Origin of the sequence: Amycolatopsis sp. WAC 04182 (assembly GCF_003947465.1) — a bacterium.
Taxonomy (GTDB): Bacteria; Actinomycetota; Actinomycetes; order Mycobacteriales; family Pseudonocardiaceae; genus Amycolatopsis.
The window spans coordinates 1,252,420-1,275,900 of the sequence record NZ_QHJJ01000002.1; the positions used below are offsets into that span (position 1 = coordinate 1,252,420).

General features: G+C 69.4%; 19 protein-coding genes and 2 tRNA genes. 15 read left to right on the top strand and 6 right to left on the bottom strand.

Features of this window, described 5'->3' with window-relative positions:
* Positions 1–58: 58 nt before the first annotated feature.
* The 3 genes from DMH01_RS13100 (at position 59) to DMH01_RS13110 (ending at position 4,162) form a co-directional block, all read left to right on the top strand.
* Entirely contained in the window at positions 59–1,240 is a 1,182-nt protein-coding gene (locus DMH01_RS13100) for an MFS transporter (RefSeq protein ID WP_125676335.1), read from the top strand.
* 28 nt (positions 1,241–1,268) lie between these two features.
* On the top strand, positions 1,269–2,102 hold the full coding sequence (locus tag DMH01_RS13105; protein WP_125676337.1) for an aldo/keto reductase: 834 nt from the start codon (positions 1,269–1,271) through the stop codon (positions 2,100–2,102).
* Between the two features lie 215 nt (positions 2,103–2,317).
* Positions 2,318–4,162: a M48 family metallopeptidase gene (locus tag DMH01_RS13110; protein WP_233621490.1), complete on the top strand. Its 1,845-nt coding sequence runs from the start codon at positions 2,318–2,320 to the stop codon at positions 4,160–4,162.
* Here DMH01_RS13110 and DMH01_RS13115 read toward each other — a convergent pair.
* Together DMH01_RS13115 and DMH01_RS13120 are read right to left on the bottom strand one after the other, a co-directional pair.
* Positions 4,159–4,989: an SAM-dependent methyltransferase gene (locus DMH01_RS13115; RefSeq protein WP_125676759.1), complete on the bottom strand. Its 831-nt coding sequence runs from the start codon at positions 4,987–4,989 to the stop codon at positions 4,159–4,161. The two genes, DMH01_RS13110 and DMH01_RS13115, sit on opposite strands and share 4 nt — an antisense overlap.
* A gap of 139 nt (positions 4,990–5,128) precedes the next feature.
* Entirely contained in the window at positions 5,129–6,226 is a 1,098-nt protein-coding gene (locus DMH01_RS13120; protein WP_125676341.1) for a hypothetical protein, read from the bottom strand.
* A gap of 144 nt (positions 6,227–6,370) precedes the next feature.
* Between DMH01_RS13120 and DMH01_RS13125 the strand changes: the two genes are divergently transcribed.
* Both DMH01_RS13125 and DMH01_RS13130 read left to right on the top strand, forming a co-directional pair.
* Positions 6,371–7,687: a serine/threonine-protein kinase gene (locus tag DMH01_RS13125; RefSeq protein ID WP_125676343.1), complete on the top strand. Its 1,317-nt coding sequence runs from the start codon at positions 6,371–6,373 to the stop codon at positions 7,685–7,687.
* Positions 7,688–7,736: 49 nt separating this feature from the next.
* Positions 7,737–8,123 (top strand): hypothetical protein, encoded by a 387-nt coding sequence (locus DMH01_RS13130; protein ID WP_125676345.1) that lies wholly within the window; start codon positions 7,737–7,739, stop codon positions 8,121–8,123.
* On the opposite strand, the gene DMH01_RS42965 is transcribed toward DMH01_RS13130, so the two are convergent.
* The gene (locus DMH01_RS42965; RefSeq protein WP_199745461.1) at positions 8,116–8,292 is read right to left on the bottom strand and encodes a hypothetical protein; all 177 of its coding nucleotides are present in this window, start codon (positions 8,290–8,292) and stop codon (positions 8,116–8,118) included. The two genes, DMH01_RS13130 and DMH01_RS42965, sit on opposite strands and share 8 nt — an antisense overlap.
* A 59-nt stretch (positions 8,293–8,351) precedes the next feature.
* Complete coding sequence (locus DMH01_RS13135) at positions 8,352–8,894, bottom strand: type 1 glutamine amidotransferase domain-containing protein (RefSeq protein ID WP_125676347.1); 543 nt, start codon at positions 8,892–8,894, stop codon at positions 8,352–8,354.
* 100 nt (positions 8,895–8,994) lie between these two features.
* Between DMH01_RS13135 and DMH01_RS13140 the strand changes: the two genes are divergently transcribed.
* A complete protein-coding gene (locus DMH01_RS13140) occupies positions 8,995–10,002 on the top strand; it encodes a DNA topoisomerase IB (protein ID WP_199745462.1) in 1,008 nt (335 codons plus the stop codon).
* Here DMH01_RS13140 and DMH01_RS13145 read toward each other — a convergent pair.
* Positions 9,985–11,562 carry a SpoIIE family protein phosphatase gene (locus DMH01_RS13145; RefSeq protein WP_125676349.1) on the bottom strand — a complete coding sequence of 526 codons (1,578 nt, stop codon included), beginning with the start codon at positions 11,560–11,562 and terminating at the stop codon, positions 9,985–9,987. The genes DMH01_RS13140 and DMH01_RS13145 overlap by 18 nt on opposite strands.
* A 130-nt stretch (positions 11,563–11,692) precedes the next feature.
* Here DMH01_RS13145 and DMH01_RS13150 point away from each other — a divergent pair, with 130 nt between their 5' ends.
* Positions 11,693–16,387 carry a HAMP domain-containing protein gene (locus DMH01_RS13150; RefSeq protein ID WP_370323366.1) on the top strand — a complete coding sequence of 1,565 codons (4,695 nt, stop codon included), beginning with the start codon at positions 11,693–11,695 and terminating at the stop codon, positions 16,385–16,387.
* 145 nt (positions 16,388–16,532) lie between these two features.
* Here DMH01_RS13150 and DMH01_RS13155 read toward each other — a convergent pair.
* Positions 16,533–16,606: transfer RNA gene (locus DMH01_RS13155), tRNA-Gly, on the bottom strand.
* An 84-nt stretch (positions 16,607–16,690) separates the two neighbouring features.
* Between DMH01_RS13155 and DMH01_RS13160 the strand changes: the two genes are divergently transcribed.
* From DMH01_RS13160 to DMH01_RS13195, 8 genes are all read left to right on the top strand, one after another.
* Positions 16,691–16,764 (top strand) — tRNA-Pro (locus DMH01_RS13160).
* Positions 16,765–16,863: 99 nt separating this feature from the next.
* Positions 16,864–17,313 carry a GNAT family N-acetyltransferase gene (locus tag DMH01_RS13165; RefSeq protein WP_125676353.1) on the top strand — a complete coding sequence of 150 codons (450 nt, stop codon included), beginning with the start codon at positions 16,864–16,866 and terminating at the stop codon, positions 17,311–17,313.
* Between the two features lie 42 nt (positions 17,314–17,355).
* Complete coding sequence (locus DMH01_RS13170; RefSeq protein ID WP_125676355.1) at positions 17,356–18,534, top strand: ROK family protein; 1,179 nt, start codon at positions 17,356–17,358, stop codon at positions 18,532–18,534.
* 90 nt (positions 18,535–18,624) lie between these two features.
* Positions 18,625–19,644, top strand: a complete 1,020-nt coding sequence (locus DMH01_RS13175; protein WP_125676357.1) for an ABC transporter substrate-binding protein — start codon at positions 18,625–18,627, stop codon at positions 19,642–19,644.
* Complete coding sequence (locus DMH01_RS13180) at positions 19,641–20,402, top strand: ABC transporter ATP-binding protein (RefSeq protein ID WP_125676359.1); 762 nt, start codon at positions 19,641–19,643, stop codon at positions 20,400–20,402. The genes DMH01_RS13175 and DMH01_RS13180 overlap by 4 nt, the downstream gene beginning before the upstream one ends.
* Positions 20,402–21,241 carry an ABC transporter permease gene (locus DMH01_RS13185; protein ID WP_125676361.1) on the top strand — a complete coding sequence of 280 codons (840 nt, stop codon included), beginning with the start codon at positions 20,402–20,404 and terminating at the stop codon, positions 21,239–21,241. Before DMH01_RS13180 ends, DMH01_RS13185 begins: the two co-directional genes overlap by 1 nt.
* Positions 21,238–22,560: an LLM class flavin-dependent oxidoreductase gene (locus DMH01_RS13190; RefSeq protein ID WP_255432040.1), complete on the top strand. Its 1,323-nt coding sequence runs from the start codon at positions 21,238–21,240 to the stop codon at positions 22,558–22,560. The genes DMH01_RS13185 and DMH01_RS13190 overlap by 4 nt, the downstream gene beginning before the upstream one ends.
* Positions 22,557–23,459 carry a TauD/TfdA family dioxygenase gene (locus tag DMH01_RS13195; RefSeq protein ID WP_125676363.1) on the top strand — a complete coding sequence of 301 codons (903 nt, stop codon included), beginning with the start codon at positions 22,557–22,559 and terminating at the stop codon, positions 23,457–23,459. Before DMH01_RS13190 ends, DMH01_RS13195 begins: the two co-directional genes overlap by 4 nt.
* The last annotated feature ends 22 nt before the right edge of the window (positions 23,460–23,481 follow it).

Genomic DNA, 23,481 nt, shown 5'->3' on the forward strand with positions numbered 1-23,481 from the left:
GACGCCTGTAGTTGCCAACGCCAGACAACACCACTCTACGGGAAGAAGTGAGCCTCCAATGCCTGCCGCTCTGCTCGCACTGGCGATCAGTGCCTTCGGTATCGGCACCACCGAGTTCGTGATCATGGGCCTGCTGCCCGAGGTCGCGGGCGACTTCGGCGTCTCGATCCCCTCCGCCGGACTGCTGATCTCCGGATACGCGCTGGGCGTCGTGGTCGGCGCCCCGCTGCTGACCGCGCTCGCGTCGCGGGTGCCGCGCAAGACGGTCCTGGTCGGCCTGATGGTCCTGTTCATCGCGGGCAACGTCGTTTCCGCACTGGCCCCGACCTACGGCCTGCTGATGACCGGCCGCGTGGTCGCCGCGCTGTCGCACGGCGCGTTCTTCGGCGTCGGCGCGGTCGTCGCCGCCTCGCTGGTCGCGCCGACCAAGCAGGCGGGCGCCATCGCGATGATGTTCACCGGGCTGACCGTCGCCAACGTCCTCGGCGTCCCCGCCGGGACCGCGCTCGGGCAGGCACTGGGCTGGCGTTCGACGTTCTGGGCGGTCAGCGCGCTCGGCGTGATCGGCCTGATCGGGATCCTCGCGCTGGTTCCCGCGCAGGCGACGACGAAGAGTGCCGGGCTGCGCAGCGAACTCGCCGTGTTCCGTCGCCCGCAGGTATGGCTCGCGCTGGCGATGACCGCGCTCGGCTTCGCCGGGGTGTTCGCGTCCTTCACCTACATCGCCCCGATGATGACCGAGGTCGCCGGCTTCTCCCCCGGCGCGGTGACCTGGCTGCTGGTGCTGTTCGGCGGCGGCCTGTTCGTCGGCAACCTGCTCGGCGGCAAGGCGGCCGACCGGTCGCTGATGCCCAGCCTGTACGTCATCCTCGCCGTGCTCGCGGCCGTGCTGGTCGTGTTCGTCTTCACCGCGCATTCCCAGCTCCCCGCCGCGATCACCATCGCGGTCTTCGGCGCCGCCGGTTTCGCGACCGTCGCGCCGCTGCAGGCCCGTGTCATGAACAAGGCCGAAGGCGCGCCGGCGCTGGCTTCGGCGGCCAACATCGCCGCGTTCAACCTCGGCAACGCCGGGGGCGCGTGGCTCGGCGGCAAGGCCATCGACGCCGGTCTCGGCTACACCGCGCCCAACTGGATCGGCGCCGCGCTCGCGCTCGCCGGACTGCTGGTCGCGGTCATCTCGGGCATGCTCGACCACGGGCGGCGAAAGGCTCGTCGCGCCGAACTGGCCCCCGCCGCCTGACCCGCAAGTACCCACGAAAGGAACGCAAGTGACCGACATTCCCACCGTCGAGCTCACCAACGGGGTGGAGATGCCGCAGCTCGGGTTCGGCGTCTTCCAGGTGCCGGACGAGGAGACCACCGCCGCGGTCAAGGCCGCGCTGGACGCGGGCTACCGCAGCATCGACACCGCCGCCATCTACGGCAACGAAGCGGGCGTCGGCAAGGCGCTCGCCGAGTCCGGGATCGCCCGTGACGAGCTGTTCATCACCACCAAACTGTGGAACAGCGAACAGGGCTACGACGCCACGCTGAAGGCGTTCGACGCCAGCATGGCCAAGCTGGGTCTCGAGCAGCTGGACCTCTATCTCATCCACTGGCCGACGCCGGAGCGCGATCTCTACCGCGACACGTGGAAGGCCTTCGAGAAGCTCTACGCCGACGGCCGGGTACGCGCGATCGGCGTGTCCAACTTCCAGCCCGCGCACCTCGAACGGCTTCTCGACGCGGGCTCGGTGACCCCGGCGGTCAACCAGGTCGAGGTGCACCCGTACCTGCAGCAGGCCGCGGTGCGCGAATTCGACGCGAAACACGGCATCGCGACCGAGGCGTGGAGCCCGCTGGCCAAGGGCGGCGACCTGCTGAGCGAGGGCGCGATCACCGCACTGGCTTCGAAACACGGCCGCACGCCGGCGCAGATCGTCCTGCGGTGGCACCTGCAGCTGGGCAACGTCGTCATCCCGAAGTCCGTGACCCCGTCGCGGATCAAGGAGAACCTCGACGTCTTCGGGTTCACGCTGTCGGAGGAGGACATCGCTTCGCTGTCCGTGCTGGACCGCGGTGAGCGGACCGGGCCGGATCCCGACACCTTCAACGTCGCCTGAGCTCGATCCACTGTCCGTGAAGGCCTCCTTGAGGGACCCAGGGTCCCTCAAGGAGGCCTTCACGGACTTCGCAGGTCGCGGGCGTAGCTCGTTGTTCCGGCACGAGCCCGCTGTGTAGCCGGTTACTATTCGGCCGCACAGACGGCACTTGTGCGAAAAGAGGTAACCGGACGATGCAGGCCCGAGGACGCGCCGTCCTCGCGACACTTCTGCTCGTGGCGTTCCCAGTGGTGGTCGTCGCGGTGGGTGTCGCCAGTGTGGTGGCGGGCCTGCGGATCCAGGGCAAGATCGGCACCTACGTCATGCTCGGCGGGCTCGCGATCATGATCGCGCTCGGCTTCGGGCTGGTGAGCGCGCTGCGGGCCCGGCGACCCCCGATCGAGGGGCCGCGGCTGGATCGCGAAGCGCATCCCGCGCTGTGGGAGATGATCGACGACCTCGCCGCCCAGGTGAAGACGCGGCCGCCGGACGAGATCGTGCTGATCGGCGAGATCAACGCCGCGGTCAGCGAGGACGCCCGGTTCCTCGGTCTGCGTCCGGGCCGCCGCACGATGCTGATCGGGCTGCCGCTGCTGGCCGCGCTGAGCGTGAGCGAGCTGCGCGCGGTGCTCGCGCACGAACTCGGCCACTACAGCGGCGGCCACACCCGCCTGCTCGCGTTGACCTACCGCGGCACCCAGACACTCGCCTTCACCGTCGACAGACTGGACGGTGGCCCGGCCAGGGCCTTGCTCTCCGCGTACTCGAAGCTGTACCTCCTGGTCGCGCGGTCGGCGAACCGGCGGCAGGAACTGCAGGCCGACGAGGCGTCCGTGCTCGCGGCGGGCAGCCGGACGGCGGCCGCGGCGCTGCGGAAGATCGCGACGCTGAGCCCGCTGTGGAAGGACTACTCCGAGCGTTATCTCTCGCTCGGCGCGGCGGCGCGGCGCACTCCCGCCGTTCTGCTGGGGTTCCGGTCGTACCTCAACCACCCCGTCCAGCGCGACTGGGTGACCGAGTACGCCGACGACATCATCGACGGCGAAGAGCTGTCGAAGTACGACAGCCATCCGCCCACGAAGCGGCGGATCGCCGCGCTGGCGGGCGTGCCGGACAACCCGGTGAAGCCGGACGCGCGACCGGGCTGGTCGCTCCTGGGCGCGCCGAAGATCGACGTGCCCGCGGCGGAGCTGGACGTGCTGGTCCGCGACGTCGGGCCGCGCGCGGACTGGGACGAGGTCGTCAAACGCGCGGGCCGCGCGTCGGTGGCGGAGGGCGCGCGAATGCTGACCTCCGCCGGGCTCGAGAGCAGGCTGGCGCCGCGCGGCACGATCGGCGAGGTCGTGCGGGTGCTGCGCGACGGAGACGCCGACGCGCTCGCCAAACCCCTGCGGGCACCGTCGCGCGAGGAGGGTCTCGAACTGCTCACCGAGCTGTTCGCCGACACCGTCACCGCCGCGATGATCGACAACGGCGTCGCCGCGCACCGCCTGAACTGGGGCGGCGGCTGGGAACTGTGCCTCGGCGACGGCGAGCCGTTCGACGTCGCCGAACTGGTCGGCCCGGCGGTGCGGAGCCCGCGCGCGGTCGACGAACTGGTCCACAACCTGCAACTGCTGAGCGTGCCCGCCGGGTACTTCTGCAAGCAGGAACCCCAGCCGGAACCGGATCCCGCCGAAGCACGGATGCTCGGCATGTTCACCGCGCTCAAGGCCAAGCGGAAGCTCTACGACCTGATCGTCTGCGACACCGAAGTGGTGCTGCTGCCGATGGCGCGTTCGGTGCTGATCCGGCGCGGCCTCGCCGGCCTGATCGGGGCGCGCGGCGTGTCGGACCGCAAGCGGATCCGGAAGCTGCGCGAGCGCGGCCTCGACGATCTGCGCGCCGAACCGGGCGCCCGGCGGATCCCGTTCACGGACATCGTCGCGGGCGGTTTCCCCCGCCGGAAGCTCACCACGTACCTGACGCTGGAGCTGTCCGACGGCGAGACGCTGGAACTGGCCTTCACCGGCAACACCGAGGACTTCGGGACCGCGCACGACGAACTGACGGCGTTCTTCAGCTCGCTGAAGGTGCTCTAGGGCTTGATCCCCACGCCGCCGAGGCTCAGGTGGTTCAGCTCGGTCAGCGGAGCGAGCCGCGGGCCTTCCGGCCACCATTCGTGCAGGTGGACGACGCCGGGTTCGAGGATGTCCAGCCCGTCGAACAGCGACTCGATCTCGTCTCGGCCGCGGTGCACGGTGCGGTTCCCGGTGCCGGCCATGAGGTCGTCGAGTTTTCGGGCGAGCGCGCCGCGAGCGCCCTCGCCGGGGGTGAAGTCGTGGGTGATCAGCACGTAGGAGCCGGGGGCAATCGCGTCGACGTAGCCGCGGACGACGGCCTGTGCCTGGCCGAGGTCTTCGATGTGGTGCAGCACCGAGTTCAGGATCACCGCGACCGGGCGGTCGAACTCGATGTGCTCGGCGACGACCGGATCGGCGAGGGTCTGCCCGGGATCGGTCAGATCCGCGCCGCTCACGTGGACCAGGAGATCCTCCAGCAACGCCAGCCCGTGTGCCTGGACGACCGGGTCGTGGTCGACGTACACGACCAGCGCGTCCGGGTTGTACCGCTGCGCCGCCTGATGGGTGTTCTCCGAGGTGGGCAGGCCGGAACCCAGGTCGAGGAACTGGTCGATGCCGCGGGCGCCGGCGAGGAAGCGGACCACCCGGTTCGCCCAGGAGCGGAACTCCTTGGCCATGGCGGCGGCGTCGGGGGCCACGGCGAGCAGGTCTTCGACCGCCTGCCTGTCGACCTCGTAATGGTCGTGCCCGCCGAGAAGGACGTCCTTCATCCGGGCGAGGTTGGGCTTGCTGTAGTCGAGGGGAAGCGGGCGCCTCGGCACAGACCGGACCTCGTCCGAAGTCATGGACACGTTCCACCCTTCAGCCGCGCACGGGCCGCGCGAACGCGCCCACGGCTCCCTCGACATCGACGGACCGTACACAGATTACGACATGGCGTGCATCCAAGTGAACCTCCCCAAGGGCCTTGGCTACCTGCGACGATCACCCGAAGACGATCTCGCGCCAGGTGACTCCGCCATCCGTGGTGCGGTACACGGCGGACCCGCCTTCGGCATCGGGCAGGCCGTCCACGACCACCCCGACCCGCTCGTCCGGGAAGTCCAGGTCGTTGAGGCAGACACCGCGGCCGCTGAGCACGGTCGTCGTCCAGGTCGTTCCGCCGTCGGCGGTGCTGTGCAGGAATCCGGTGCCGCCGCCTTCCGCCGCGACGGTCGCCGCCGCGGGCGAAGCCGCGCTGAAACTCTGGTTGATCCCGAGGGTGGGCGCCTGCGCCGTCCCGGTGAAGTGGCCGCCGAGCTTCGGCGCGCGCCACAGCCGACGGACGGTCGCCCCCGGCTGCGGCGTCCCCGGTCCCCCGCTGCACAGCGCCAGCACCTGCCCTCGCCGGACTCCGCTCAGCGAAGCCGAGCTGTCCGCCGGACAAGGCGGTGGCGCGGCCGCGAAGGTCAGGCCGTCCGGCGACGTCCAGTACTTCCGGACGCGGTGGTCCGCCCCCATCGAGACCTGGATCCCGCCGCTGGTGGCGATGTCGCCGTACGTCGAGGATCCGGTGACGGTGAATCCCGGGACCGGCAGGAGGAGCCGCGTTCCGGAGATCCCGGCGTACAGCGTCGTCGTCGACGGGGTGCCGAATCCGGTGACCATCGCGAACACCCGCGGTCCTGATTCGGCGATCTTCGAAATATAGAAGGGTTCCCGCACCCCGGCGAGCCGGACCTCGGACCACTTGGCGCCGCCGTCGCGGCTGGCGAGCAGCCGGGTGCCGTCGGAGAGGAACGCGTCTCGCTCGTCGATCACCGTGAGTTTGACCTGATTGTGGTTGTCCGGCAACGAGATCGGCGGTTCGCCGACGCGGCGCCACCGCTTCCCGCCATCGTTCGTCGACAGCAGGGACGCGCACCATCCCGGTTTCCCGCAAGGGGAAAAGCCGAGGACGAAGCCGCGCAGCGGCCCGGTCCAGCTCGTCGAAGCGGGGGCGAATCCCTGGGGCACAGCCGAATCGGCGGCGGCGGGCGGAGTGAAGACGGCCAGGGCGGTCAGTGCGGTGGCGGCGAGCGCGGCCCACCGGTTCGGCTTCATGACCACGAGACGTCCGGCCCCCGCCCGGGTTGCCCGCCGTTCGGGGTGAACCCCCAGATCATCTCCGGTACGCTCGCAGACCTTGTTTCGCCCGGGGCCGGACCGGGTATACGGCGTTCGGCCGGTGAGACGGAGGTAGCACCGATGGACGACGCGGCTTCGCGTGCTGGCGGTGATGAGGAGGACCCCGGGACCACTCAGCGCCGGTTCAGCCTGAACGTCCACGACCCGGACCATCTGCCGCGCAAACTCGCCGGCCGGTACGAGGTCGGGGAGCTGCTCGGCCGCGGCGCGACCGCACGCGTCTTCCGCGCCTGGGACCTGCGCGAAGGCCGCGAGGTTGCACTGAAACTGTTTCACGCGGACACGATGGTCAGGGACGAGCGCCGCCGGGAGCAGGAGATCCAGACCCTCAGCTCGGTCCGCCATCCCGGGCTCGTCCCGCTGTACGACGCGGGCTCCGACGACGGCTACACCTACCTCACGATGCGCCTGGTCGAAGGCCCGAACCTGGCCCAGCGCCTGCGGTCCGGCCCGCTCCCCCAGGACGAGGTCGTCGAGCTGGCCGCCCGGCTGACCGACGCGCTCGCCCACGTCCACGCGCACGGCATCACCCACCGTGACCTGAAACCGGCGAACATCCTGATCGCCGACGATGGCCCGCTGATCGGCGACTTCGGCGTGGCGCACGCCTTCGACGCGACGAGGGTGACCGAAACCGGCGGCGTCGTCGGCACGGCGGCGTACATGGCGCCCGAACAGGTCCGCGGCGAGAACGTCGGCCCGCCCGCCGACGTCTATTCGCTCGGCCTCGTCCTGCTGGAATGCCTGTCCGGCGAGCGGGAGTACACCGGGACGCCGGTCGAGGCCGCGGTCGGGCGGCTGCACCGGCCGCCCCGGATCCCCGGCGGGCTGTCGGTGACCATGACGACGTTGTTGCGCGGCATGACCGCGCGCAAACCGTCGCAGCGCCCGACGGCGGCGGCGATCTCGCGGATCCTGCTGGAGGATTCCACCGGGACGAAGGTCGTCCATCTCGCACCGGCCACCCGCAAACGGGCGGCGGTGGTCGCCGCCATCAGCGCGCCCGCCGCCGCGATCACCATCGGTGTCCTGCTGGCGGCCAACCAGACCGGGGCGAACCCGCCCACAAGGCCGGACGGGATCCTTCCCCCGGCGGTGACCGGCTCGTCCGGCCCGGTGGCGGGCCAAGGCGCGCAATCCTCCGAGGCCGTCGAGGTGCCCACCCACGGCGCGAAGGCGAGCAACGGCACCGTCGTGGTCACCGAAGCGGTCCCGGCGTCCGGCGCGGATCCGACCGGCACCACCGAAAGCACCGAGGCCACCTCGGCACCGAGGGACACGACCGCCGCCGGCGACCGGCAGAGCACCTCGGGCAAGCCGAGCAAGACCCGGCCCGGCCCGCCGACGAAGAGCAGCAGGCCCGGGCCGCCCGGCTGAGCGACCCGCGCAGCACGGTGTCCACTGTGGACGATGATGGGAGACGGCGATGACCTACATCAACGACCCGCGAGAGCCGCAGGAAGAGATCGTCGAACAGACACCCGCCAGGATCCGCGTCGTGCGCGTCGTCAACGCCCTCGTCCACGCGGTGTGCTGGATCTTCGCGCTCGTGCTGATCGTGCACATCCTGCTGGTGTTCGGCGAAGCCAATCCGGGGAACGGGTTCGCGCAGCTGATCGACCAGTGGTCGCGCGCCGTCTCGCTCGGACTGCGGAACCTGTTCACCCCGGACGGCCTCAAACTCCGCACCCTGTTCAACGACGGTCTCGCCGCGCTGCTGTGGCTGATCATCGGCGGCGTGGTGACCGACCTGGTCTCGCGGATCGGCCTCCCCGGCCCGAAACGGGTCTGGTACCGGCGCCCGCTCAGTTGAGCGAGCCCGGTTCCCCCTGCGGGGCGTCACCCGCCTGGGCCTGCTCGGCCTGGGCGTCGGCGACTTCCGGGGCGGCCGTGGCCTCCGCGGGCCGCGGGTGTTCCGGCTCGTGCTCGGTGTCGAAATGCTCACGGCACCAACGGCCGTAGCGTCTGGCATGCACGGTCATCGCGGCACCTCCTTCCCCGCCACCCACGATCCCTCAGTTCTGTGACGCGCGCCACTCGTTTACCCGGCGAATCCGGCAACGATCGCGGCGCAGAACGCGGGCAGGTCGTCCGGATTGCGGCTCGAGACCAGGTTGCCGTCGGTGACGACCTCCTGGTCGACGACGGTTCCGCCGGCGTTGCGGATGTCGGTGCGCACGCTGGGGTACGACGTGAGCGTGCGGCCGCGGACGACGTCGGCCTCGACCAGCGTCCACGGCCCGTGACAGATCACCCCGACGGGTTTGCCACTGTTCACGAAGTCGCGCACGAAGCGGACCGCGTTCTCGTCCGCGCGCAGATTGTCCGGATTCATCGTGCCGCCGGGCAGCACGAGCGCGTCGAAGTCGTCGACCGTGACGTCCTTGACCACCCGGTCCACGGTGAACTTGTCCGCCTTGTCGATGTCGCCGTTCATGGCCTGGATCTCGCCGGGCTCCAGCGAGACGACTTCGGCCGTCGCCCCGGCGTCGGTGACCGCCTTGCGCGGTTCGACCAGTTCGACCTGTTCCACGCCGTCCGCGGCGAGGATGGCCACGCGGCGTCCGTTCAGCGATGTCGCCATCGGATTTCCCTCCTGAGGTCGTCGTCCGCTCTCGGACTACCCCGGACCGCGCCCCCCGAACCATGGGCATGAACCCGCCTCGCGGCGGGTATCAGCCCCCATGCGACTTCGGCGAGCGGACCTCGGGTCCCCCGGTATCCGGAGGCGGCGCAGAGGTCGTGGTTTCGGCTACCTGACCCCGGACGGCGAGCCGCTGAAGGACCGGGAAACGATCGAGCGGATCACCGCGCTGGCGATCCCGCCCGCGTGGCGGCGCGTGTGGATCTCCCCGGACGAGAACACGCACATCCAGGCGGTCGGGATCGACGACGCCGGGCGGAAGCAGTACCTCTACCACCCCGAATGGCGACGGGCGAGGGACGAGGAGAAACACGAGCGTGTCCTCGCGCTGGCGCGAAAGCTGCCCAAGCTGCGCGAAACGGTCCGAGAGGACCTCGACTCCCGTGGTCTGAAACGGGAACGCGTGCTCGCCGGCGCCCTGCGGATGATCGACCTCGGGGTCTTCCGCACCGGCGGCGAGAGCTACGCCGACGAACACGGCACCCACGGGGTGGCGACGTTGCTGTGCGAGCACGTCGAACTCCGCGGCGAATGCCTGGTGTGCGACTATCCCGCGAAGCACGGAATCCAGCGGAAGGTCCGGCTGCGGGACGAGTCACTGGCGCGGCTGGTCCGGTCCCTCCGTCGGGTGAGGGGCGGCGATGTGCGCCTGCTCGCCTACCGCAATGGTGACGGCTGGCACGAGGTGAAGGCCGACGACATCAACGACCGGCTCCGGGAAATCGTCGGCGACGGTTTCACCGCCAAGGATCTGCGCACCTGGAACGCCACCGTCCTGGCCGCGTCCGCCTTCGCGGACACGGAAAAGCCCGCCAGCGAACGAGGGTTGAAGCGGGTCGAGAAGGCGGTGATGACGGAAGTCGCCGAAGGGCTCGGGAACACACCGGCCGTGGCGCGACGGTCCTATGTGGACCCGCGGGTGGTCGAGGCGTACCGGCGGGACCGGACCGTCGAACGCGCGGTACGGCGAGCCGCGAAAGCGGCCGATCCCGATGAAGCCCGCGACATCGTGGAGCGGGCGGTGGTGCGGCTACTGAACGGGTCGTGAGGCTTCGATGGCGAGGACGGCGATGTCGTCGTGTGTCCCGCTGCCGAGCCATTCCCGCACCGCGGAACGGATCCGGGCGACGACCTCGCGGCCGGACAGCCCCCGGCACCCGGCCAGCAGGTCGCGCAGCCGTTCGTCCCCGAACAGGTCCGACGGCCGCTCGTGGTGCCGCGCTTCGGTGATCCCGTCGGTGTAGAGCAGGCAGACGTCGCCCTCGGCCAGCCGGATGGCCGTCTCGGCGAACCGGGCCTGCGGGGAGATCCCGACCAGTGTGCCGGGCAGGGTGATCTCGTCGACCCCGCCGCGGCGGCGCACCACCAGCGGCGCCGGATGCCCGCCGGAGGCCAAGGTGACGCCGAGATCGTCTTCGCCCGCCAGCACCGAACCGAGCACCAGCGTGGCGAACCGGCCGCTGCCGCCGGTGATGAGCAGGGAGTTCAGCAGGCTCAGCAACGTCGTGTTGTCGTGCTCGACGAGGTCGAGCGCGGCGAGGGTCTGCCGGACGCGGCCGGTGAGCGCGGCCGCCTCGGCACCCTTGCCGCAGACGTCACCGAGGACGAACATCGCGCTGCCGTCCTCGCGCGGCAGGACGTCGTAGAAATCGCCGCCGACGTCGAGCAGCCCGCTCGACGGCTCGTACCAGACGTCGAACTTCACGCCGTGCACGTCCGGCGGCGGTGTCGGGCGCAGCGTGGTCTCCAGACCGCGCGTGGCCTCTTCCTGGCGGGCGTAGCGATGCGCGTTCGCCAGTGCCGTCCCGGCCGCGCGGGCGAACTCGGTCACCGCTCGCGGGTGGTCCTCGCCGAACGCGGGCGCGCCGCGCCTGCCGAGCACCACCGCGCCGGTGACCCCGGCTCCGCCGTCGAAGCCCAGTGAGACCACGGTCACCGACGAATGGACGGCGAGCCGTTCCGCGACGATCGCGGGCAGGGTCGCGATCTCCTCTTCCGGAACCGCCTTGGCCTCGAGTTCGTCCGTGGAGGCGAAGGTGCCGGCGAGCACCGGCGCCAGTTGGGCGGGGACGCGCCTGATCCGGCCGTGCCCGTGGGTGGTGCGGTGATCGCAGCTCCACCACTCCCACCGGCCGCGAGTGGTCGGCAGCAGCACGAAGACGCAGTCGGCGAGTTCGGCCGCGGCGACCTCGGCGATCACCTTCGCCGTCCCGTGCCTGCCCCGCGCGGAGGCCAGGCGGGGAGCCGAAGCGGCGAGGAAGCCGTCCACGCGCGGGCCGTCGGCCGCGACCGCCGAGGTCACCGTCCAGGCGTGCCAGCCGCCGGGCAACGTCCGGATCCGCGCCGGGAACCGGCGGCCGGTGTGCTCGACATGCCCGACTTCCGGACCTTCCGCGGTCAGCACCGGGCGGCCGCCGCCGAACAGCTCACGGGCGGCGGGATTCGACCAGCGCAGCGCGCCGCCGACGTCCTGCACGAGCACCGCGTCACGGACGTCTTCGAGCAGCTCACGCCAGAACCGCCCGGATTCGGGCAGGGCTCCCTCGCTCGTCGGTGGCGACGACTCCGAGGGGAGCGACGTCGAGGCCGGGGCGGGCCGTGACACCATTCCCGGACCTCCTCCTGCCTTGCGGGTAGCGCAGTGTGAGCGGGCGGACTGGCTCGAAGTGTAGGTCGAATCATGGCACGCTGATGCGACGACCATGGCTTGGCATGCGTGGTGGAGAGGGTCGACACAGATGACACAGCACTCCCAAAGGGACCGGATCCCCGTGGAAGGTGGTGGCGGCCAGGTGGACGAAGCGACCCTGGAACGCCTGCTCGCGGCGGCTCGTGACCTCGGGGACGGCAACTTCCGGCGGCGGCTCGTGGCGCACGGGGACGGGCTCGCGGCCCAGCTCGCGGGCGCCTTCAACGACATCGCCGAACGGAACCAGCGACTGGTGACCGAACTCCTGCGCGTCCGCGAGGCGGTCGGCAAGGAAGGCAGGCTGACCGAGCGGGTGGCGGCCGAGATCGGCCCCGGCGGCTGGGCCACCGCGGTCGACGTCGTCAACGGGCTGATCGAGGACGTGAGCAGGCCCACGGCCGAGCTCAACCGCGTCCTCGGGGCGGTCGCCGAGGGCGATCTGTCCGAGCCGATGCCCCTGGAAGTCGGCGGGCGGCCGCTGCAGGGTCAGTTCGCCGAGGTCGCGAAGACGGTCAACGGCCTGATCAAGCAGCTTTCGCGGTTCGCGACCGAGGTCACCAGAGTGGCCCGCGAGATCGCCACCGAGGGACGGCTCGGCGGCCAGGCCGAGGTCCCGGGCGTGGCGGGCACCTGGCGTGATCTCACCGACAACGTCAACGTCATGGCCAGCAACCTGACCGACCAGGTCCGCAACATCGCCCAGGTGACCACCGCGGTGGCGCGGGGCGACCTGACCCAGAAGATCAACGTCGACGCGCGCGGCGAGATCCTGGAGCTCAAGAACACCGTCAACATCATGGTCGACCAGCTCTCGGCGTTCGCCGACGAAGTGACCCGGGTGTCCCGCGAGGTCGGCAGCGAAGGCCGTCTCGGCGGTCAGGCGCAGGTGCCCGGCGCGGCGGGCACGTGGCGCGACCTCACCGACTCGGTGAACCTGATGGCGGACAACCTGACCGACCAGGTCCGCAACATCGCCCAGGTGGCCACCGCGGTCGCCCAGGGCGACCTCTCGCAGAAGATCAACGTCGACGCCAAGGGCGAGATCCTCGAACTCAAGAACACGCTGAACACGATGGTCGACCAGCTGTCGTCGTTCGCGGACGAGGTCACGCGGGTGGCGCGCGAGGTCGGCAGCGAAGGCCGTCTCGGCGGCCAGGCGACCGTGCCGGGCGTGGCGGGCACCTGGCGCGGGCTCACCGACTCGGTGAACCAGATGGCGGACAACCTGACCGACCAGGTCCGCAACATCGCCCAGGTCACCACGGCGGTGGCGAAGGGCGACCTGACGCAGAAGATCACGGTCGACGCGCGCGGCGAGATCCTCGAACTGAAGACGACCGTCAACACGATGGTCGACCAGCTCTCGTCGTTCGCCGACGAGGTCACGCGTGTCGCCCGCGAGGTCGGCACGGAAGGTCAGCTCGGCGGTCAGGCGCAGGTGCCGGGTGTCGCCGGGACGTGGCGCGACCTCACCGGGTCGGTCAACTTCATGGCGAACAACCTCACCGCGCAGGTCCGGAACATCGCCCAGGTGGCGACGGCGGTGGCGAAGGGCGACCTCTCGCAGAAGATCGCCGTCGACGCCAAGGGCGAGATCCTCGAACTCAAGAACACGTTGAACACGATGGTGGATCAGCTGTCCGCGTTCGCCGACGAGGTCACCCGCGTCGCCCGCGAGGTCGGCAGCGACGGGCGGCTCGGCGGCCAGGCTCAGGTGCCCGGCGTGGCCGGGACCTGGAAGGACCTGACCGACAACGTCAACTTCATGGCGAAGAACCTGACCGACCAGGTCCGGAACATCGCCCAGGTCACCACCGCCGTCGCGAAGGGCGACCTGACGCAGAAGATCATCGTCGACGCGCGCGGCGAGATCCTGGAGCTCAAGAACACCGTCAACATCATGGTCGACCAGCTCTCGGCCTTCGCCGACGAAGTCACCCGGGTGTCCCGCGAGGTCGGCACGGAGGGCAAGCTCGGCGGCCAGGCGCAGGTGCGCGGCGTCGCCGGGACCTGGAAGGACCTCACCGACAACGTCAACGTCATGGCCACCAACCTCACCGACCAGGTGCGGAGCATCGCGACGGTGACCACGGCGGTCGCGAACGGCGACCTGTCGAAGAAGATCTCGATCGACGCGCAGGGCGAGGTCGCGGTCCTCGCCGAGACGATCAACAGCATGGTCGAGACGCTGCGCGCGTTCGCCGACGAGGTCACCCGCGTCGCCCGCGAGGTGGGTACGGAAGGCATCCTCGGCGGCCAGGCCCGCGTGCCGAACGTGGCGGGCACGTGGAAGGCGTTGACGGACAACGTGAACGTCATGGCCGACAACCTGACCGGCCAGGTGCGGAGCATCGCGACGGTGACCACCGCGGTGGCGCAGGGCGATCTGTCGAAGAAGATCGACATCGACGCGCGCGGCGAGATCCTCGAACTCAAGACCACCATCAACACGATGGTCGACCAGCTCTCGGCCTTCGCCTCCGAAGTCACCCGCGTCGCCCGCGAGGTCGGCACGGACGGCACGCTCGGCGGCCAGGCGGAGGTGCCCGGTGTCGCGGGCACGTGGTCGCGGCTGACCGAAAGCGTGAACCAGCTGGCCGGGAACCTGACCACCCAGGTGCGGGCGATCGCGCAGGTGGCCACCGCGGTGACCGCCGGCGATCTGACCCGGCACATCACCGTCGACGCGTCCGGGGAGGTGGCCGAACTCAAGGACAACATCAACCAGATGATCGCGAACCTGAAGGAGACCACCCGGGCGAACCGCGAGCAGGACTGGCTCAAGACCAACCTGGCCAGGCTGTCCGCGCTCATGCAGGGGCACCGGGACCTCGCGTCCGTGGCGTCGCTGATCCTGTCCGAACTGACCCCGCTCGTGTCCGCGCAGCAGGGCGCGTTCTTCCTCGCCCGCGAAGACGAGCAGGAAGAGGTGGTCCTGGAGAGCATCGCCACCTACGGGCTGGCGAAATCCCAGACGGGGCTGCGGTTCTCCCCCGGCGAGTCGCTCATCGGGCAGGCCGCCGTCGACCGCCGCACGATACTGGTCCACGAGGCCCCGCCGGAGTACGCGCTCATCTCCTCGGGACTGGGTTCGGCCGCGCCGGTCAACGTGATCGTGCTGCCGGTGCTGTTCCAGGGCGAGGTCCTCGGGGTGCTGGAACTGGCGACCATCAACGCCTTCAGCACCGTCCACATCGACCTGCTGGAGCAGCTGAAGGAGACCATCGCGGTCAACGTCAGCACCATCCAGTCCAACTCGCGCACCGAGGCGCTGCTGACCGAATCCCAGCGCCTGGCACAGGAACTGCGCGCCCGGTCCGAGCAGTTGCAGGCGCAGCAACGGGAACTGCGCCGCTCCAACACGGACCTCGCGGAGAAGGCGGCACTGCTGGCCCAGCAGAACCGCGACATCGAGGTCAAGAACAGCGAGATCGAGCAGGCGCGGCAGGAACTCGAAGAGCGCGCCGGCCAGTTGACCATGGCGTCGCAGTACAAGTCCGAGTTCATGGCGAACATGTCGCACGAACTGCGGACGCCGCTCAACAGCGCGCTGATCCTCGCGAAACTCCTGTCGGAGAACCCGGACGGGAACCTGTCGGAGAAGCAGGTCCAGTTCGCGCGGACGATCTACTCGGCGGGCAGCGACCTGCAACAGCTGATCAACGACATCCTCGACATGGCCAAGGTCGAGGCCGGTCACCTGGACCTGCAGATGTCCGACGTCACGCTGCCCGAACTGGTCGAGTACGTCGAATCGATCTGCCGTCCGCTCACTTCGGACAAGGGCCTGGAGTTCGCCGTCCTCATCGACCCGCCGGTGCCGTCGTCGATCCACACCGACGAACACCGTTTGCAGCAGGTGCTGCGGAACCTGCTGTCCAACGCGGCGAAGTTCACCGACGAGGGCGGCGTGCGCCTGCACATCCGGATGGCCGATCAGGGCGAGGTCGAAGCCGACTCGCTCCGCAACGCCCCCGGCGTCCTCGCGTTCGCCGTCGAGGACACCGGGATCGGGATCGCGCCGGACAAACTCGCGATCATCTTCGACGCGTTCCGCCAGGCCGACGGCACCACCAGCCGCAAGTACGGCGGCACCGGGCTGGGCCTGTCGATCAGCCAGCAGCTGACGGAACTGCTCGGCGGCGAACTGCGCGTCCGCAGCGAACCCGGCAAGGGCAGCACGTTCACGCTGTATCTGCCGGTGAGCGCCGCGAACCTGGTCGTCCCGACCACCGCCGCGGCCGGCGGGGTCCCGCTGATCATGGCGGTGCCCCAAGTGACCCCCTCCGCGCCGTCACAGCGGTTCCACGGCGAGAAGATCCTCATCGTCGACGACGACCTCCGGAACGTCTTCGCGCTGGCCGCCGTGCTGGAACGCAACGGCCTGGAGGTCATCTACGCCGAGACCGGCGTCGCGGGCATCCGGGCGCTGGAACGCCACGAGGACACCGCGCTCGTCCTGATGGACGTGATGATGCCCGAACTGGACGGCAACGCCACGATCACCGCGATCCGCGCCGAGGCCGCGCACGAAGACCTGCCGGTGATCGCCGTCACGGCGAAGGCGACCGCGGAGGACAAGGCACGGACGCTCGCTTCGGGCGCGGACGACTACGTCACCAAGCCCGTCGACACGGACAAGCTGCTGGACCTGATCGCCGCACACCTCGAGGCGGATGCCGCGTCCAGTGGCCTCTCGCAGGCCGTGGCGCCGTCGGACTCCTCGGACGTCGGCGCGGACTGAGCCCTCGAACCCCTCCGACCGCATGCCCTGAAGGCCTCCTTTGAGACGTTGAACGTCTCAAAGGAGGCCTTCGGGGCATCTCTGTGCGGCTCCGACAACGAAAGAACCCGCAGGCCAGGCGCCTGCGGGTTCGGATGTGGAGCTGTGGAGCGGGTGACGGGAATCGAACCCGCGTAGCTAGTTTGGAAGACTAGGGCTCTACCATTGAGCTACACCCGCGTGCCCCCGGAGTACCGGGTGCGAAAACAGCTTAGCGTGACCCGCTAGGCTGTGCGCACACCCCCCGGGAGATCGGGGAAGTCACGGGATGTGGCGCAGCTTGGTAGCGCATCCGCTTTGGGAGCGGAGGGTCGCAGGTTCAAATCCTGTCATCCCGACTCAAGGTCTTTGACCTGCGAGTTCACCGGCGTTTCGGCTTGGCCGTGCGATGGGCCTGTTCAAGGTCAGCGGCCGACCCCTCCGCTTTAATGGCGATCATGGAGATCCGCCACGCCCTCAGCACCGACGCTCCCGCCGTGACCGCCCTCCTCACCGAGCTGGGTTACCCGGACAACGACGTTGAGGACGTGCGCGGCCGCCTCGAACGGTGGGCCCGCCATCCCGAGGGGGCCGCGTTCGTCGCCGAGGCGGACGGCACGGTGGTCGGTGTCGTCGCGGTGGTCGCGATCCCGCTTCTCGAGCGGCCGGGTTCCGGTGGGCGAATCGTGGCCCTGGTGGTGGACGAGACCCGGCGCGGTTCGGGCATCGGACGCGAGTTGGTCGCGGCGGCCGAAGCGGAGGCGCTGCGTTTGGGCTGCGACACCATGGAGGTCACCAGTTCCCGCCATCGGACGGCCGCGCACGCCTTCTACCGCGCGCGGGGCTACGAGGACCGCTGCGAACACAGCGCACGATTCCTCCGAAGGCTGAGCACTCCCGGATGCTGAGAGCCCTAGGCCCACCGGCACCCGCTTGCGAACATCTGCACCGTGACCGGCAGGCGGAGCGCCAGTGCCAGCGCGGTGCTCCGCGTGGTGCTCCGCGTGGTGCTGGACGAAGGGGCGATCGCGCGCAGCACCATCGCGCGCCGCACCGGACTGAGCGCCGCGGCCGTCACGGGGCATGTGGCGGAGCTGATGCGCCGCGGCTTCCTCATCGAGCTGCCCGAGGTCGCCGGCGCGGTCGGCAGGCCGTTCGTGCCGGTGGACCTCGACACGGAACGGTTCGTGGTGTGCGGGGCGCATGTCGCGGTCGAGCATCTCACCGTCGGGTTGCTGGATCTGCGCGGGAAAGTGCTGGCGCAGCAGGAAGCCCCGCATCACGGAGCCGAACCCGCCGTGCAGGTCGCGCAGATCGCGGAGCTGCTCGACGACCTCCTCATCGGACACGCGCCGGATCGGACGCCACTCGGGTTGGGAGTGGCGACCGGCGGCTGGGTCGACGAGGCGTCCGGGACGGTGGTGGAGCACGGTCTGCTCGGCTGGAGCGGGGTCCCGTTGCGCGCTCTGCTCACCGAGGTCACCGGTCTCGACGTCCGTGTCGACGGGCATTCGCGGGCGCTCATCCACGCCGAACGCCTGCTGGGACAACCGAGAGCACGCCGCAGTGTCGTGCAGTTGTTCACGGGCAACGTGGTCGACGCCGCCTTCGCCACCGGTGACACCGTCCATCATGGACCGCGGTCGGCGGCGGGCGCGGTCGCGCATTTGCGGGTCGACGACAGCGAGGAGCCTTGCCGCTGTGGACGAACCGGCTGTCTCGAAGCCACCGTTTCCGAGCGCACGATAGCGCGCAGAGCCGCCGAGGCGGGGCTCGTCGAAGAACCGATTTTCGCCGACGTGCTCCATTTGGCGGCATCGGGGAACAAAAGCGCCGTCACCCTTTTTCACGAGCGCGCGCGAATTGTCGGGCAGGCCGCCGCGTTACTCTTCGACGTCCTCAATCCGGAAATCCTCATCGTGCTCGACCAGAGTGTACGCGACGTCGAAGGCTGCCTTTCCACGATCCGGGACGAGGTCGCCCAGCGGTCTTGGATCTGCCAGGACGCCACCAAAAACGTTGTGGCATCAAGCTTTCCAGGCACCGAGCTGGCGACCGCGGGCGGAGCGGTCATGCTGAACGCCCTCTACGAGGATCCGCTTTTCACGAACCTTGCCAACGCCTCCTGAGTTACTTCACTAAATCGCAAAATTGACGCTGCCGGCCGGGCCTGCGAAGAATCTTCTTCGACGACGCATACCCGAACGAAAGAGCCCACCGTGAAGAAACCAGTGCCCTTGATCGCCGCGCTCCTCGCCGGATTGGCGCTGTCGGGCTGCGGCGCCTCCGCGACTCCGGCGGGCGTGGCCGGGCAGCCCGAGAAACTCGAACTCCGCTACCAGGGATCGGCGAACAACGTCACGTTCCCCGAACTCGCCGAGGATCTCGGGTACTTCGGCCCGGTCAAGCTCAAATGGGTCGGCAACACGATCAGCGGACCGCAGGACATCCAGTCCGCCGCGACCGACCAGACCGACTTCGGCGGCGCCTTCACCGGCGCGGTCGCCAAACTCGTCGACGCCGGCGCGCCGATCAAGGCCGTCGTCAACTACTACGGCTCCGACGAGAAGACCTTTTTGGGCTTCTACGTCAAGGAAGACAGCCCGATCCGCACCCCGCGCGACCTCATCGGCAAGAAGGTCGGCGTCAACACCGTCGGCGCGAACCTGGAGGCCGCCCTCGACACCTGGCTCAAGCGCAGCGGCCTCTCCGACGCGGAGATCGACCAGGTGCAACTGGTCGTCCTGCCGCCGATCAACACCGAACAGGCCTTGCGCAACGGCCAGATCGACGTCGCCGCGCTCAACGGCGTCCTTCAGGATCGCGCCGTCGCCGGGGGCGGCGTGCGCCCCATCGTGAAGGACGTCGAAGCGTTCGGCCCCTACAACGGCGGGCCGTACGTGCTGCGGACCGACTTCATCAAGAAATACCCGGAGACCACGAAGACCTTCGTCACCGGCGTGGCCAAGGCGATCGAATGGGCGCGCACCACACCTCGCGACGAGGTCATCGCCCGGTTCACCAAGATCATCCAGAACCGCGGCCGCAACGAGAACACCGACACGCTCAAGTACTGGAAGAGCACCGGCGTCACCAAGGGCGGGCTGATCTCGGACCACGACTACACGCTCTGGACGGACTGGCTCAAGCAGTCCGGGTTCATCAAGAAGGACCAGGTCGACCTCAAGAAGATCTACACCAACGAGTTCAACCCGTACCGCGAAGGCGGTGGCGCGTGACCGCCAAGATCAGCCTCCGCTCGGTCACCAAGACCTTCGACACGCTGACCGCGCTGGACGACGTCTCCCTCGACATCGAGGACGGCACGTTCCTCTCGCTGGTCGGGCCGAGCGGTTCCGGCAAGTCCACGCTGCTCGATCTGCTCGGCGGGCTCGCGAAACCCACCTCCGGTGAGGTCCTGATCGACGGGAAACCCGTAACCGGACCGGGTTTGGATCGCGGGGTCGTGTTCCAGCAGTACGCGCTGTTCCCCTGGCGCACCGCACGCGCCAACGTCGAGTTCGGCCTCGAAGGCGGCACGCTGACCAAACGGCAGCGCGCGGACAGGGCAAGGGAATTCCTCGACCTGGTCGGGCTTTCCGGTTTCGAGGAGCATCTCCCCCACCAGCTTTCCGGTGGGATGAAGCAACGCGTCGCGATCGCGAGAAGCCTCGCCTACGACCCGGACGTGCTGCTGATGGACGAGCCGTACGCCGCGCTGGACTCCCAGACCCGCGAACTGCTGCAGGAGGAACTGCGGCGGATCTGGCAGCGCACCGGCAAGACCATCGTCTTCATCACCCACAGCATCGAAGAAGCCGTCTACCTGGGACAGAAGGTCGCGGTGCTCACGTCGCGGCCGGGCAGGCTCAAGGACGTCGTCGACATCGACCTCGGCGACCGCTCGAACGACGACCTGCGCTCGGCGCCCGCGTTCGTGGCCCATCGCCACCGCCTGTGGGAACTCCTGCACGACGAGATCCGGAGGGCCGCCTGATGACCGCCACCCTCGAGGCGTCGACAGTCCACACAGGACCGAAGGCGGCCGCGAAACCCCGCAAGAAGAAGAACCGGCTCAGTAAGGCCTTTCGCAGTTCGGCGGCGATCCTGCTCTTCCTCGCCGTCTGGGAGTTCGCTCCCCAATACCTTCTCGACGAAAGCACGAGGACCTTCCTTCCGCCGCTGTCGGAAGACCTCGCCGCGCTCTGGGAGCTGATCCTCAACGGGCAGCTGGCCGACCATCTCCTGGCGAGCCTCGGCCGGTCCGCCGCCGGATTCGTGATCGCGGTGGCCGTTTCGGTGCCGCTCGGCCTGCTGATCGCCTGGTACCGGCCGCTCGCGGAGTTCCTGAACCCCTTGCTGGAGCTGGCCCGCAACACCGCCGCGCTGGCCCTGCTGCCGGTGTTCACCCTCCTGCTCGGCATCGGCGAGGTGTCCAAGATCGCGCTGATCGTCTACGCCTGCGTCTGGCCGGTGCTGCTCAACACGATCGCAGGGGTGAACACCGTGGATCCCTTGCTGGTCAAGGCCGCGCGCTCGCTCGGACTGTCGAGCCCGAGCCTGTTCCGGAAGGTGATCCTGCCGTCTGCGGTGCCGACCATCTTCACCGGTATCCGGATGGCGGCGGCGTACTCGATCCTCATCCTGATCGCCGCCGAAATGGTCGGCGCCAAGGCCGGGCTCGGCTATCTGATCAACAACTCGCAGGTCAACTTCCAGATCCAGCAGATGTACGCCGCGATCATCACGGTTTCGGTGCTGGGCCTGGCCATCAACGCGGGCTTCGTCGCACTGGAGCGGCGGTTCTCCACCTGGCGTGTCAAGGAGAAGGCGTGAAGCACTTACACCTCAACGCGTTCGTGATGCCGAACGGTCATCACGAGGCGGCCTGGCGGCATCCGAGCACGGATCCGCGCCGCGCCGCGACACTGAAACACTACGTCGACATCGCCCGCACGGCGGAGCGCGGCAAGCTGGATTCGCTGTTCCTCGCCGACGGCGTCGCCTTGTGGGGCAACGTCCGCTACAACTCGCACACCCTGTTCGAGCCGCTGACGCTGCTTTCGGCGCTGGCCGGGGCCACCGAACACATCGGCCTGATCGCCACCGCGTCGACGACCTACAACGAGCCGTACCACCTGGCGCGGAAGTTCGCGTCGCTCGACCATCTCAGCGGCGGCCGCGCGGGCTGGAACATCGTGACGTCGGCGGGTGAGGACGAGGCCCGCAACTTCAACCGCGACGCCCGGCCGTCGCACGCGCTGCGCTACGAACGCGCCACCGAATTCGTCGAAGTCGCCAAAAAGCTTTGGGACAGCTGGGACGACGAAGCGGCCGTCATCGACAAGGCGACCGGGGTCTACGCCGACACCGACCGGATCCGGCCGATCGACCACGACGGCCCGCATTTCCAGGTGCGCGGGCCGCTGAACATCCCGCGTCCGGTGCAGGGGCATCCGTTGCTGGTCCAAGCGGGTTCCTCGGAGACGGGCAAGGAGTACGCGGCCAGGTTCGCCGAGGCGGTGTTCACCGCGCAGCAGACTTTCGCCGAGGGCAAGGCTTTCTACGACGACGTCAAGGGCAGGCTCGCGAAGTACGGCCGCTCGCCGGAGGAGATCAAGATCCTGCCGGGGATCAGCCCGATCCTGGGCCGCACCGAGGCCGAGGCGAAGGAACGAGAGGCCGAACTCAACGCCCTCATCACGCCCGCGTATGGCGTGCGGCAGCTGTCGACCATGCTCGACCACGACCTGACGCCGTATCCGCTCGACGGTCCGCTGCCCGACGTCGGCACGTTCACCGAAGGCGCGCAGAGCCGGTTCGAGCTGGTCACCGGTCTGGCGCGGCGCGAGAACCTGACGATCCGCCAGCTCATCGAGCGGCTCGCGGGCGGCCGCGGGCACCGTGTGTTCGCCGGCACCGCCGCGCAGGTGGCCGACCAGTTGGAGCACTGGTTCACCGAAGGCGCCGCGGACGGCTTCAACGTCATGCCGCCCACGCTTCCGGGCGGCCTGGAGGACTTCGTCGACCTCGTCGTCCCGGAACTCCAGCGGCGCGGGTTGTTCCGCACCGAGTACACCGCCACGACCTTGCGCGGCCACTACGGCCTCGCCCGCCCCGTCACCCGCACCCGAGTAAAGGAGCACGCCGCATGACCGCCCTCAACACCCAGGTCGAGGTTCGCAAGATCACCGGCAGGATCGGCGCGCAGGTCGTCGGCGTGGACCCGGCGAAGGACCTCGACGCCGCGACCGTCGCGTTCGTCACCGAGGCCCTGCACGAGCACAAGGCCCTCGTCTTCCGCGACGTCGACCTCGATGACGCGGGCCAGCAGCGGTTCGCCGAGCACTTCGGCGAGCTGACCAAGGCACATCCGACCGTCCCGTCGGTGGACGGCGAGCCCGCCATCCTGCCGGTCGACAGCGAGCAGGGCCGGGCGAACCAGTGGCACACCGACGTCACCTTCGTGCACAACCCGCCGAAGGCCAGCACGCTGCGCAGCCTGGTCGTCCCTCCATACGGTGGTGAAACGCTGATCGCGAACTCGGCAGCGGCCTACCGGGACCTGCCGGAGCCGCTCCGGGCGTTCGCGGACACGCTGCGCGCCGAGCACACCAACGACTACGACTACGCGAAGGCGCCGGAAACCCTCGACGAGGCGGAGCGGGAACGCCGGAAGGTGTTCGTCTCGCAGAAGTTCCGCACGGTCCACCCGGTGGTGCGGGTGCATCCGGTGACCGGGGAGCGCGGGCTGTACATCGGCGGGTTCGCGCAGCGGATCGTCGGGCTGTCCAAGGGCGAGTCGCGGGACATCCTGCGGCTGCTGCAGTCCTACGTGACGCGGCCGGAGAACGTCGTGCGGGTGAGCTGGGAGCCGAACCAGCTGGTGCTGTTCGACAACCGCATCACCCAGCACTACGCCGTCGACAACTACGACGACCTGCCCCGCCGCCTGCACCGGGTGACCGTGGCGGGCGACGTCCCGGTGGGCATCGACGGGGTGCCGAGCGAATCCCTCGAAGGCGACGCTTCGCACTACTCCCCCGTCGCCTGACGGCTCGTATGGGGTAAGACTG

Excerpts from the sequence above, each read along its gene's own strand:
- DMH01_RS13130 (WP_125676345.1), top strand. The coding sequence starts at position 7,737 with ATGACCTACATCAACGACCCGCGAGAGCCGCAGGAAGAGATCGTCGAA.
- DMH01_RS13185 (WP_125676361.1), top strand. The coding sequence starts at position 20,402 with ATGACCGCCACCCTCGAGGCGTCGACAGTCCACACAGGACCGAAGGCG.
- DMH01_RS13135 (WP_125676347.1), bottom strand. The coding sequence starts at position 8,894 with ATGGCGACATCGCTGAACGGACGCCGCGTGGCCATCCTCGCCGCGGAC.
- DMH01_RS13100 (WP_125676335.1), top strand. The coding sequence starts at position 59 with ATGCCTGCCGCTCTGCTCGCACTGGCGATCAGTGCCTTCGGTATCGGC.
- DMH01_RS13195 (WP_125676363.1), top strand. The coding sequence starts at position 22,557 with ATGACCGCCCTCAACACCCAGGTCGAGGTTCGCAAGATCACCGGCAGG.
- DMH01_RS13120 (WP_125676341.1), bottom strand. The coding sequence starts at position 6,226 with ATGAAGCCGAACCGGTGGGCCGCGCTCGCCGCCACCGCACTGACCGCC.
- DMH01_RS13165 (WP_125676353.1), top strand. The coding sequence starts at position 16,864 with ATGGAGATCCGCCACGCCCTCAGCACCGACGCTCCCGCCGTGACCGCC.
- DMH01_RS13150 (WP_370323366.1), top strand. The coding sequence starts at position 11,693 with ATGACACAGCACTCCCAAAGGGACCGGATCCCCGTGGAAGGTGGTGGC.
- DMH01_RS42965 (WP_199745461.1), bottom strand. The coding sequence starts at position 8,292 with ATGACCGTGCATGCCAGACGCTACGGCCGTTGGTGCCGTGAGCATTTC.
- DMH01_RS13115 (WP_125676759.1), bottom strand. The coding sequence starts at position 4,989 with ATGACTTCGGACGAGGTCCGGTCTGTGCCGAGGCGCCCGCTTCCCCTC.
- DMH01_RS13125 (WP_125676343.1), top strand. The coding sequence starts at position 6,371 with ATGGACGACGCGGCTTCGCGTGCTGGCGGTGATGAGGAGGACCCCGGG.
- DMH01_RS13140 (WP_199745462.1), top strand. The coding sequence starts at position 8,995 with ATGCGACTTCGGCGAGCGGACCTCGGGTCCCCCGGTATCCGGAGGCGG.
- DMH01_RS13145 (WP_125676349.1), bottom strand. The coding sequence starts at position 11,562 with ATGGTGTCACGGCCCGCCCCGGCCTCGACGTCGCTCCCCTCGGAGTCG.